11 protein-coding genes and 4 tRNA genes are annotated in these 11,437 nt (G+C 45.5%); 9 read left to right on the top strand and 6 right to left on the bottom strand.

Annotation, left to right across the window (positions count from 1 at the left end; all coding sequences use genetic code 11):
- Positions 1–2 precede the first annotated feature (2 nt).
- The 5 genes from ACHUFQ_RS07995 to ACHUFQ_RS07975 all read left to right on the top strand — a co-directional run bounded on the left by ACHUFQ_RS07995 (position 3) and on the right by ACHUFQ_RS07975 (position 1,151).
- A tRNA-Glu gene (locus tag ACHUFQ_RS07995) sits at positions 3–78 on the top strand.
- A gap of 109 nt (positions 79–187) precedes the next feature.
- Positions 188–263, top strand: a tRNA-Glu gene (locus ACHUFQ_RS07990).
- A 113-nt stretch (positions 264–376) separates the two neighbouring features.
- Positions 377–452 (top strand) — tRNA-Glu (locus tag ACHUFQ_RS07985).
- A gap of 78 nt (positions 453–530) precedes the next feature.
- Positions 531–606 (top strand) — tRNA-Glu (locus ACHUFQ_RS07980).
- Between the two features lie 299 nt (positions 607–905).
- Positions 906–1,151, top strand: coding sequence for a DUF6868 family protein (locus ACHUFQ_RS07975; protein ID WP_394174571.1), 246 nt, complete (start codon positions 906–908; stop codon positions 1,149–1,151).
- A 53-nt stretch (positions 1,152–1,204) separates the two neighbouring features.
- On the opposite strand, the gene ACHUFQ_RS07970 is transcribed toward ACHUFQ_RS07975, so the two are convergent.
- Positions 1,205–1,822 (bottom strand): arylesterase, encoded by a 618-nt coding sequence (locus tag ACHUFQ_RS07970; protein ID WP_394174569.1) that lies wholly within the window; start codon positions 1,820–1,822, stop codon positions 1,205–1,207.
- Here ACHUFQ_RS07970 and ACHUFQ_RS07965 point away from each other — a divergent pair.
- A complete protein-coding gene (locus tag ACHUFQ_RS07965; RefSeq protein WP_394174568.1) occupies positions 1,821–2,528 on the top strand; it encodes an ABC transporter ATP-binding protein in 708 nt (235 codons plus the stop codon). The two genes, ACHUFQ_RS07970 and ACHUFQ_RS07965, sit on opposite strands and share 2 nt — an antisense overlap.
- A complete protein-coding gene (locus tag ACHUFQ_RS07960; RefSeq protein ID WP_394174566.1) occupies positions 2,528–5,038 on the top strand; it encodes an ABC transporter permease in 2,511 nt (836 codons plus the stop codon). Before ACHUFQ_RS07965 ends, ACHUFQ_RS07960 begins: the two co-directional genes overlap by 1 nt.
- A 224-nt stretch (positions 5,039–5,262) precedes the next feature.
- Here the strand turns inward: ACHUFQ_RS07960 and ACHUFQ_RS07955 are convergent, their stop codons facing one another.
- On the bottom strand, positions 5,263–6,168 hold the full coding sequence (locus ACHUFQ_RS07955) for a TIGR01777 family oxidoreductase (protein ID WP_394174564.1): 906 nt from the start codon (positions 6,166–6,168) through the stop codon (positions 5,263–5,265).
- Between the two features lie 170 nt (positions 6,169–6,338).
- Between ACHUFQ_RS07955 and ACHUFQ_RS07950 the strand changes: the two genes are divergently transcribed.
- Together ACHUFQ_RS07950 and ACHUFQ_RS07945 are read left to right on the top strand one after the other, a co-directional pair.
- Positions 6,339–7,472 (top strand): AI-2E family transporter, encoded by a 1,134-nt coding sequence (locus ACHUFQ_RS07950; protein ID WP_394174562.1) that lies wholly within the window; start codon positions 6,339–6,341, stop codon positions 7,470–7,472.
- Positions 7,473–7,507: 35 nt separating this feature from the next.
- Positions 7,508–8,368 carry a polysaccharide deacetylase family protein gene (locus tag ACHUFQ_RS07945; RefSeq protein WP_394174560.1) on the top strand — a complete coding sequence of 287 codons (861 nt, stop codon included), beginning with the start codon at positions 7,508–7,510 and terminating at the stop codon, positions 8,366–8,368.
- Positions 8,369–8,401: 33 nt separating this feature from the next.
- On the opposite strand, the gene ACHUFQ_RS07940 is transcribed toward ACHUFQ_RS07945, so the two are convergent.
- The 4 genes from ACHUFQ_RS07940 to ACHUFQ_RS07925 all read right to left on the bottom strand — a co-directional run bounded on the left by ACHUFQ_RS07940 (position 8,402) and on the right by ACHUFQ_RS07925 (position 11,265).
- Positions 8,402–8,698 carry a YciI family protein gene (locus ACHUFQ_RS07940; RefSeq protein WP_394174558.1) on the bottom strand — a complete coding sequence of 99 codons (297 nt, stop codon included), beginning with the start codon at positions 8,696–8,698 and terminating at the stop codon, positions 8,402–8,404.
- 1 nt (position 8,699) lies between these two features.
- On the bottom strand, positions 8,700–9,296 hold the full coding sequence (locus tag ACHUFQ_RS07935; RefSeq protein ID WP_394174556.1) for a septation protein A: 597 nt from the start codon (positions 9,294–9,296) through the stop codon (positions 8,700–8,702).
- A 90-nt stretch (positions 9,297–9,386) separates the two neighbouring features.
- The gene (locus ACHUFQ_RS07930) at positions 9,387–10,052 is read right to left on the bottom strand and encodes a sulfotransferase (RefSeq protein WP_394174555.1); all 666 of its coding nucleotides are present in this window, start codon (positions 10,050–10,052) and stop codon (positions 9,387–9,389) included.
- Positions 10,045–11,265: a M24 family metallopeptidase gene (locus ACHUFQ_RS07925; RefSeq protein WP_394174656.1), complete on the bottom strand. Its 1,221-nt coding sequence runs from the start codon at positions 11,263–11,265 to the stop codon at positions 10,045–10,047. Before ACHUFQ_RS07925 ends, ACHUFQ_RS07930 begins: the two co-directional genes overlap by 8 nt.
- Between the last annotated feature and the right edge of the window lie 172 nt (positions 11,266–11,437).

The raw sequence follows: 11,437 nt of genomic DNA, 5'->3' as shown, positions 1-11,437 counted from the left end.
GCGTCCCCTTCGTCTAGAGGCCTAGGACACCGCCCTTTCACGGCGGTAACAGGGGTTCGAATCCCCTAGGGGACGCCACTTCATTAAAATAAGTTGTACCTGACAGATTATGTAAGTTCTAGTGCCGGTAAGTTTACTTACCATGCGCAAATTCTTCTAAGCGGTTAAGTCGTTTCAGGAATTCTGCGTCCCCTTCGTCTAGAGGCCTAGGACACCGCCCTTTCACGGCGGTAACAGGGGTTCGAATCCCCTAGGGGACGCCAACTTATTTACATACAATTAGGTGACTTGTTCTGGTGCCGATGAGGTTTACTCATTTCGCAAAATCATCAAGTTCATCATTTACCATCACTGGTTTATGAAGAAAGATTTTTGCGTCCCCTTCGTCTAGAGGCCTAGGACACCGCCCTTTCACGGCGGTAACAGGGGTTCGAATCCCCTAGGGGACGCCACTTAATTGACAATATCCAAGGTCTCATCTGGTAACAGGTGACTTGTCGCGGTTTTTGATAAATCAAAACAAATTTCGCGTCCCCTTCGTCTAGAGGCCTAGGACACCGCCCTTTCACGGCGGTAACAGGGGTTCGAATCCCCTAGGGGACGCCACTTTTCGAAGTACAAAAAAGCCGACGAATGTCGGCTTTTTTGTTTCTATCATTTACTACTTAGACTCATTGTTGTTTGTCGATGCTAGCAATGCGCCTTTTGTTTTGAATTCATCGCATTGAAAACTTATCGGTTTGATTGCTAAAACTGCCTTACTGAAATACCCTACGTCCAAAAACTTCATGTTAACCACCCAAAAATAAATCAGCAGACATTCAATGCCATAATCCAGATGGCTGCAGGGCTATGATTGTTAACGTATACTTGCCTTATATAAGTTAGAGCGTGGGAGAGATAATATGGATGATATGCAATTTTGGACCAGCTTTTTTGGCTGGTGCACGGTCATTAACTTTGGGGTTTTATTGGTTGCAACCCTATTACTCAAGGTTGCTCAGAATTGGGCCATGACTATCCACGCCGGTATGTTCAACCTGGAAAAAAGTGCGCTGCCCCCCATGTACTTCCAGTATTTAGCGAACTTTAAGATCGCCGCCATTGTTCTAAGCTTTACGCCATGGCTGGCATTAACTTTGATGAGTTAAGCTGGAAGTACGTTGCTATGCAACTAATGCAAATTAACGCGAAATAACGGGCGTTAAGGTGTTACGACCGGATCGAGTAACTCACGCATCCGTGTTGCCAGCAGCGGTTGCGCTTCTTTGGTAGGGTGTATGCCATCGGCTTGCATTAGATCAGGGTTAATTGCCACCTCTTCAATGAAGAATGGGATCAATGCACTATCCGTTTGTTCAGCGACATCGGTAAATACGGCGTTAAACATATTGTTGTATCGTTGACCATAGTTTGGGGGAATTTTCACCTCGCTAATGATGACCTTTATGTTTTTCTGCTTGGCCAACTCGATCATTTGTAACAAATTATTTTTAATTAATTTGGGTGGAAAACCTCGAAGACCGTCGTTACCGCCCAGTTCAATGAGTAAGTAATCCACTTGCTTAGAGGCGAGTATTTTCGGGAGTCTGGCCAATCCACCATCAGTGGTCTCGCCACTAATACTGGCGTTTACAATGCGATAACTGGCCGCATCTTGCTCCAGCTTTTCATTTAAAATGGATACCCAGCCTTCATTTTCTTGCATCCCATAACTTGCACTAAGGCTATCACCTAGTAGTAGAATAGAGTATTGAGCCAAAACCGGGTTGGCAAACGTACAACATAGTAGTAATAACCAAGGGAAAAATTTTTTCATCATGCTTCAGGATCCTGATTTAATTTTACAATGTCGCCAGGTGACCAAACAGGTTACAACCGGCGAGAAAACGCTGGAAATTCTACAACCGATCGATTTACAGGTTCGTCCGGGAGAAACCGTCGCCATTATTGGCGCGTCAGGTTCCGGTAAAACCACGCTTTTGTCATTGCTTGCCGGGTTGGATACACCCTCTCAAGGGGAAATCTACCTCAAACAGGCCCCTTTGCACAAGTTTGATGAAGAACAACGTTCCGCTGTCAGGGCAAAGCACGTTGGTTTTATCTTTCAATCCTTCTTGTTAATAAACAGCTTAACCGCAATGGAAAATGTTATGTTGCCAGCGGAATTGGCAGGCGATAGCGACGCACAGCAGCGCGCGTTGGCGATGCTGGAAAAAGTTGGGCTTCAAGACCGCGCCGATCATTTTCCATCCCAACTGTCCGGTGGAGAGCAGCAACGAGTGGCGATTGCCCGAGCGTTTATTAGCTCACCTGACATCTTATTCGCAGACGAACCGACCGGGAATCTGGACAGTAAAACCGGTGCTACTGTCAGCGAATTGCTGTTTGAATTAAATCAACAGCAGGGCACAACATTGGTTCTTGTAACGCACGATAATGAGTTGGCGGCCCAATGTCAGCGTCAATTAGTGATGCACGCAGGTGAGCTGAGTGAATCGGTTAATCCCATGGCCGAGGTAGTGTAATGATGTCGGTATGGGCTACACAATCCTGGCGATTGTTCCGTCACGAATTAAAACGGGGTGAGTTGACCATCATCGCGGTTGCATTAATTATTGCCGTCGCCAGCGTGTTCAGCCTGTCTGGCTTTTCGGCACAAATTAAATCAGCCTTGATTCAACAAAGTAACAGTTTTATTGCGGCAGACCGGGTTTTGCAATCGCCACGTCCAGTAGCGGATAAGTATCTCCTGAAAGCTCAGGAAATGGGGTTAAAACACGCGCAATTGTTACAGTTTTCTTCGATGGTGTTTGGCGAGGAAGATATGGTCCTTGCGTCGGTGAAAGCGGTGAGTGATGGCTATCCACTGCGTGGCAATCTCATGGTTGCAAAACTACGCAATGATGATGGTATGACGGTCTCAAGCGCTCAACCACCAGCAAGGGGCAATGCATACGTTGGTCCGTCGTTACTGAACAATCTGAATCTACAGGTAGGGGACCGCTTCGAGCTTGGCAATAGCGAATTTACCATTTCAGGGGTGATTGATAAGGAGCCAGACTCTTCTTTTAGCGTGTTTACCTCTGGTCCTAGAGTCATGATCCACGTCGACGATGTTCCTGCCACCGATATTGTTCAGCCTGGCAGCCGGTTGACCTACAAATATTTGTTTGCCGGTGACGCTATTAGTGATTTTTCCGATTGGGCTAAACCACAGATTTTAGAAACACAGCGTTTTCGCGATATCAAAGATCAGCAAAGTCCGCTGGCTAATGCGCTAAATCGCGCTGAAAGCTATTTATCCCTTGCCAGTATGTTAGGAATTATCTTAGCGGCCGTCGCCGTTTCTGTTGCGTCTCGACGTTATGGCCAACGCCATCAGCCTATGGTTGCGGTATACAAGGCAATCGGTGCATCGTCTGCTTTTATCCGTAAATTGTATCTATTGCACTGGGGAGCATTGGCAAGTTTTTCGATTCTGGTCGGTCTGGTGATTGGCTATGGTATCCAGTACATCGGTATTCAGTTTATGGCGGACGTGGTGCCCGATGTGACGTTAAAGATCTCAGCGTATCCGGTATTTGTTGCCGTTTTCACGGGGGTTGTCTGTGCGGTGGCGTTTGCGATTATCCCGCTACGACAGTTGATTGCGACGCCAGCCATTTCGGTCATTCGTGGCTTTGCCGGATTTGAAAGAGCCTTATCCTGGCTTGAACGCACACCGCCGCTGTTGGCGGTAGTTTTATTACTCTGGCTATTTAGTCAAAATCTATTGCTTACCGGCGCTCTCATCCTGGGGGCAGGAGCCATCATTGCTACTATTTTGTTACTTGGACATGTATTGATCAACGCTGGACGTGCGGTTGGCAGTCAGGCAGGGCAGGCATTCCACCTGTCGATGGCCAATTTAAAACGTCGGGCCAAAGCCAATCAGGTGCAATTGGTCAGTTTTACCATTGCTATCCAACTTTTATTATTGATGCTGGTTGTGCGCAATGACTTGATTGGGGAATGGCAAGCTCAATTACCGCAAAATACACCTAATCAGTTTTTAGTTAACGTAAGTAAGACGCAAGTGCCGGCCGTTGAGGCGTTTTTACAAGCACAAGGGTTAGCCGCCAGTGATTTGTATCCGATTGTGCGTGGTCGTTTATCGGCGATAAACGAAGAGCAAGTGCGTCGCCGTGTTTCCAAAGAAGACGAAAATGCGAGTGAACAGGGACGCCGGGGGATCGGCCGGGAGTTGAACCTGACCTGGCACAAAACCCTGCCAAAAGAAAACGAAATCGTTGCCGGTCAATGGTTCGATTCTGAACAACCCAAACCTGAAGTCTCCGTGGAACAGGAATTGGCAGAACGACTACAAGTTAACGTAGGTGATGAACTGACATTTCAACTGGGCAGTGAAACGGTTTCTATGCCGGTGACTAGCATCCGCACGGTCAACTGGCAGTCGATGCAGCCGAATTTCTATATGATATTTTCGGAGTCGGTACTTGCTGATTTTCCGGCAACCTATATCGCCGCTATTTACGTACCTGCGTTGCAAAAATCTGAGTTCCAGACGTTTTTGAAAGATTACCCGACCATCAGTATTATTGATGTTGATGCGATTATTAATCAGCTACGCACGGTTATTTCACAGGTGTCACTGGCGGTAGAGTTTATTCTTATTCTGGTATTGATCGCGGGTGCTCTGGTGTTGATTGCGCAGGTTCAGGCCAGTATGGAAGAGCGAGAGAGGGAATTGGCTATTCTCAGAACCCTTGGCGCTAAAGGGAGCCTACTGACCAATAGTGTGTTGCTTGAGTTTGTCATTCTTGGTGCGCTGGCGGGATTGCTAGGGAGTCTGTCGATGGAAATTGGCGTGTTTATCCTGCAAACCCAGGTTTTTGATATGAGCGCGACGTTGCACTGGCAATATTGGTTGCTGGGTACGGTGTTAGGAGCTGTTATTGTTGGTGCGCTGGGCATGGCGTCCTGCTATCGATTACTAAAATTATCGAGCCTAACCTTGATCCGGCGCACCTTGTAAAGTACAAATAAAGGGTTGTCAGTAAGAAACGGCGAATGCGAATCTGTCTACGTTCAAAGTTCAAAGTTCTAAGTTTTAAGTTCTAAGTTCTAAGTTCTAAGTATTAAGTCAGAAATGCTCTATGACTTGAGGCCAGGTAACTTGACACTACTAATTTGCCGTTTAAAACAGCATCTTTGACAACCGAAAAATAAGGGCCTTGATACAGGCCCTTTTTCACGAGGTCAGGGTTTTAATAACTGTGCAAGTGCATCGTCTAGTTGACTGTGCTCAAAGGTAAAGCCAGCTTTTAATAAGGCAATAGGTAACACCCGTTGCCCATACAGCATTAAGTCAGCCATCTCTCCAAATAACGCGCGCACCACGAATGATGGCATCGTTGCAAGATTCGGTCGGCCTAGCGTTTTCGCCAGTGCCTCGCTAAATTCGCGATTACTGACCGGGTTAGGAGCCGTCATATTTACCGGTCCACGAATACTGTCATGTTCGATCATAAATTGCATTGCGGCAACCATATCGTCGATATGGATCCATGACATCACTTGTTTGCCATGGGAAAGGCGACCGCCTAACCCCATGCGAAAAGGCGGGATCATTTTTGCCAGCGCGCCGCGATTACGCTCCAGCACGATTCCGGTTCTGAGCAAGCACAATCGGGTCTTGTTGTGACATAATCGCGCTTTATCTTCCCACACTTTGCATAGTTGGTGACTAAATTCTGGATAAATGTCGGTGAAGCTTTCGTCAATCTCCTCTTCCCCCTGCCTGCCATAAAAACCAATCGCCGAACCGGATAAAAATACCCTGGGCGGGGTGTCACTGTCATTGATGAGTCGGCTGAGTTGCTCGGTAATATGCCAGCGGCTATGGCAAATTTTTTGCTTTTGTATGCGATTCCAACGTTTATCAACAATCGGTTGACCCGCTAGATTGATGACCACATCAAAGTCATTTAAATGGGGCAGTGCTGCCAAGCTGTCAATGAAGGTGATGGCCGCTTGATTGATATCGCTCGACAGAATGGGTGTATGTTGACGAGACACAAGCGTAAAGGCGTATTTGTCCTGATAGCGTCGAATAAAATGGCTACCAATGAGTCCGGTACCACCGGTGATCAGAAGTTTCATCATAGGCTGTTTCGTTTCCTGTATTAGTTAAACGTAGCGCAACATCGGCGATGACATGTAATTCAGAGTCAAAATTTCTATCCGTTTATTTTCCTTATTTCTGTTATAGGGCTTACCTTACTATCCCGATCATTTTTTGCTAAGGTAAATGAAAACAATATGTTGGAATATATATGGGACAAGTAAATCAAGGACAGACAGCCGATAGTGGTGTCGTTAGAGCAATTTTTGTGGTGGCATTACTGGTTATTATTATGGCTGGGGTCAAGGTGGCGTCAAACCTCCTGGTACCTTTTTTATTATCCATATTTATTGCTATTGCCTGCAATCCTTTGGTGAATAAGGCGGTAGAATATCGCGTTCCGAAAATTGTGGCGGTGTTTGTCGTAATCGGCCTGTTTTTCGGCGCTGGCTTTTTAATAACCGGATTACTTGGTAATTCTCTGAATGAATTATCCTCGTCAATGCCGACATACAAATCTCAGGTCACCGAAAAATTTTCCGGTTTAATTGATACGCTTGCTAATAATAATATTCGCGTGTCAAAGTCGTTTTTTATGCAGTATCTCGACCCGGGCGCGGCGATGGGCTTTGCGGCCAATATGTTGTCTAGCTTCGGTAACATTATGGCGAATTTGTTCTTTATCATTCTAACCGTCGTCTTTATGCTGCTTGAAGCCTCAACCATACCAACGAAATTACATCTGGCATTTCAGGACCCACAAATGAAAATGGCGCAGATAGACAAATTTTTGTCTTCTGTTAATCAGTATCTGGCGATCAAAACCGTTGTCAGTATTGGCACAGGTATTCTGGTAAGTACCATGTTGTGGGCATTTGGTCTTGATTTTTATCTACTGTGGGGCGTTGTCGCATTCTTGTTTAATTTTATCCCTAATATTGGATCGATTATCGCGGCGGTTCCGGCAGTGCTTTTGGCGCTGGTGCAACTTAATCCCGCGATGGCTGGATTTATTGGTCTGGGTTACATTCTGATCAATACGGTGATGGGTAACATTGTTGAGCCCAAATATTTAGGAAAAGGCCTCGGATTATCGACATTAGTTGTGTTCCTGAGTTTGGTGTTTTGGGGCTGGTTGTTAGGAACCGTGGGGATGCTATTGTCCGTACCTTTAACCATGATCATTAAGATCGCGCTGGAAAATTCTGCGGAAGGGCAATGGTTTTCTGTGTTGTTAAGTGACTCCGCTCGATTGGATACACAGGTTGAACAACTACAGCAAGACGAAGACGTTGATAAGGACAATGATGCTCAACAAGACGATGTTGTGAAACAAAACCATTGAGATTGAGCAACATGGTGCGGTTGCAAAGGTAGGGTATGTTAAAACAAACCTCTGACAGAGTGGTTATTCGGTTTTTACACAACATCGCAATAGCCTTATTGACGATGACGATATCCGTTTCTTCAACGGCTAAACCAACAAATGAAAAACCAATAACCGCAGAACAAGGTAAATCAATACAACATATCACCTGGCCTGAAAAGCAATTGGTTGCGGTGAGCCTAAGTTATGACGATGCATTAGACTCTCATCTCGATAATGCATTGCCAGCGTTAAATCGTCATGGGCTTCGCGCCAGTTTTTATTTAACCTTGGCATCACCTGTGGTGAGGCAACGTTTGGAAGAATGGCGTGCGGCCGCTAAGCAGGGACATGAGCTGGGTAATCATAGCCTGTTTCATGGTTGTTCAAAATCTGAAGATGGCAGGGACTGGGTTGCCGACCATTTGGATTTGTCGCAACGAACCATCACGGATGTGGTGAGTGAAATTCGTCTGGCGAATGATTACCTGTTCGCCATTGATGGTAAGCAACACCGAACCTTTACACCGCCGTGTGGGGATATTCGTGTCGTCAATCAGCAATCCTTTTTACAGGCCATTGAAAGGGAGTTTGTTGCCATTAAAGGCTACGAGACAGAGCTAGGGCCATCATTTAACCAATTGTGGGCACCGGTCAATGTAACTGCTGAACAATTGATAGCTTACGTTGAACACGAGGGGATCAACGGAGGCGTCATTAATATTATTTTCCATGGTGTTGGTGGCGATCACTTAAGCGTTAGTACCACTGCTCACAACAGGTTTTTAGCGTATCTGGCGAAACACAAAAATCGCTACTGGGTAATGGATTATGTCTCGATTATGGAATATATCAATGGTCAGAAGTCCCATTGATTGAAAAGCATGGCGCAAGCGCCATGCTAACCTTTAGAAAACCTGTTTAAAGGGTTTCACCATCACCGATTTATAAACGCCTGCGCTAATGTAAGGATCTGCATCCGCCCAGGCTTTAGCATCCTGCAAGTTATCGAACTCTAGCACCAATAGCGAACCGGTAAAGCCCGCCTCACCTGGGTTCTCATCGTCAATGGCAGGGCAGGGGCCAGCTAACACTAACCGTCCCTGATCTTTTAATTGTTGTAACCTTGCAAGATGCTGGTCTCTAACCGACAGTCTTAACGCCAAACTGTTGTCATTGTCTTCGCTGATAATGGCATAAAGCACGTTATTGTCCTGATTCGTCTTTGTTATTAACAGCGTTGTCGGTAGCAGCTTCAATCGATTCTGCTTCTGGCTCTGGTTCAATATGCTTGTAAATTAACAGCAAGGAGCTTAACGCAAAAACAAAGGTGAAAATTGTCAACCCAAAGACTTTAAAGTTTACCCAGGTTTCCTGTTCAAAGTTAAATGCGACGTACAGATTAAGGACACCGCAAACCAGAAAAAATATCACCCAGGCATAGTTGTATCGCGTCCAGATTTTCTCCGGCATACGAATCGATTCCCCGAGCATAGATTGCAGCAGGTTTTTCTTAAAAAATGTATGACTAACCCACAGACCGAGCGCAAAGAAGACATTGACGATGGTAACTTTCCATTTGATAAAGGCATCATTTTGAAAGATTAAGGTGAGCGCGCCGAATACGGCAATTAATCCGAATAACCACCATTGTTTTTGTGGGATCTCTTTACCTTGAATTTTCATGATGATCATCTGAATGGCTGCGGCGACGATTAACGCACCAGTAGCCCAGTAAATGTCGACCATTTTGTAAACGACAAAAAAGATAATAAGCGGGATGAATTCAAAAAATGCTGTCATAAATATTATTAATTTCGAGTAGATTGCTTTCATTCTAGCGAAACATTGCAGCAGAGACTATAGCTACCCGAGATTAAAATGTAACGGGGTTTAACGGTACAGTAATTGTGTCAGATCATCGCAGCGGCCATTGCGGGTCGAGTCGATTTTTAAGGGATGCTTTAACTCATTCCATTTGGTTACTTTTGAGCCAATATTAACATGGGGAAAAGGCGCGTTTGTCAGTGGTTGTTTAATTAACTCACTGACCTTTTGCCACCAGAGATTATCGCCAGGTTGCAATCGGATAAAGTCATTATCGCGGTTTGCAAAATACTCAGTGAGATGGTTTTGGTGACGAGTAAAACAATCGAGAAGGTATTGGTCGCAATTAAGATCTGACGCTGAGAAATGCCCGAATACCTCATGGTAACAGCGTTTTAATATTGGATTGAAGCCGCCATCAGGACGTTGCAAGTTGGTTTGCATACGTGACAATAGCTGACGAATTGAGGCTAACCATTGTTGCTCGTCCCGTTCCAGATAGACAAATTTGGCCTGTGGATATTGATTATCCAGAGCAATATAATCATTAAACACCGGTGTATCAGCGATTATCTGAGCGTTTTGAAACGCTTCCAATATATACGCAGTATGGGCAACGCGAAAGCCTTGTTCGAGCATTGCCAGGCAAAAGCTGGTAGTGGCGGTTCTTGGCAAACTCACCACAAACAACTTTACATCCTTTTCAACGTTTTCTCTTGCTGGCTTATTCAACGCCATAACCGAAAGGGTTATCAATACTGTGTGACGGTTCTGTAAACCATTTTGGCCCGGTTTTGGTCATATAAAAATGATCTTCGAGGCGAATCCCAAACTCTCCGGGAATACAAAGCATCGGCTCATTGGAGAAACACATACCTTCGGCTAATGGCGTCGTGTCATTGCCGACTAAATATGGCCATTCATGAATATCCAGACCAATTCCATGTCCGGTTCGATGCGGCAAGCCAGGTAATTGATATTCAGGACCATAACCAACAGAGGCAAGATAACTTCTTGCTGCGCTATCCACATCGGCGCAAGGCTGGTTTGGCTTTGCTGCGGCAAAAGCAATAAGCTGCGCTTGTTTTTCGTGTTCCCAAACCTGACGTTGGCGTTCGTTTGGCGTTCCAAACACATAAGATCGAGTAATGTCTGAGTGATAGCCAAAAAGTTCACAACCCGTATCAATTAGTACCATATCATTGACATCGAGTGTTTTCGGTTTGGCAACCCCATGAGGAAACGCGGTATCTGTGCCAAATAAAACGATACAGAAATACGAGCCCTGGCTAGCGCCAAGACGTCGATGTGCCGCGTCGATAAACTGTTCGACTTCGGTAACCGGAATACCCGGATACAAAATACGAGCGGCGGCCTGTTGGACAATTAAGGTGATATCTTTTGCGCGTTGCATTATCGCGATTTCGTTTAACGACTTTTGCATACGGCAACCTGCGGTTACCGCCTTTGCGTCGACCCAGGTATACTGAACAGTGAGTTGAGCAATGCCGTTGGCGATAAAAAACGGCGTGGCTTCATCGATACCAATACTGCCATGATCAATGTTGAGGAAAGACAGGGCGTCTAAAAAGACTTGATACGGATTGATATGTTCGTGCCAGGTGTGGACTTTACCGTCGATGGCCATATATTGTTTTAACGTGTCTAACTCGAAATGCGGTGCAATATAGACGATCTCTCCCTCGGCGGGTAGCAGTGCACCGACCATGCGTTCGGAAGGGTACCAATGAGTACCGGTAAAATACGCAAGGTTGGTACCGGCGTTCAGGTAAACCGCAGCAATATTTTGGGCTTGCATGATTGCCTGAGCCCGCGCAATTCTTTGTTGATATTCTTGTTGGTTAATGCCTTGCAGATCGGCACACATGTCCTGTAATTTTGCTAATTCGTCCGAGGCGGTTGAGCCACCAATACCATATTCAATATTCATTATGTACTCGGTTATCTTTAGGTGTTTGTTATCAATGGGTTGATTGTCGATGATTCGACAATCATAGCAATTCCACTAAGAGGTGTCTCATACCAATCCCATTAAATTATTGCTCACTCAGTGAGAATTTAAAGGCTTTTAGACAAGGCTTTGATTGCAGAGAATG

Source organism: Thalassotalea litorea (assembly GCF_043642205.1).
GTDB lineage: Bacteria > Pseudomonadota > Gammaproteobacteria > Enterobacterales > Alteromonadaceae > Thalassotalea_A > Thalassotalea_A litorea.
This window is presented reverse-complemented; position numbering and strand designations above follow the sequence as displayed.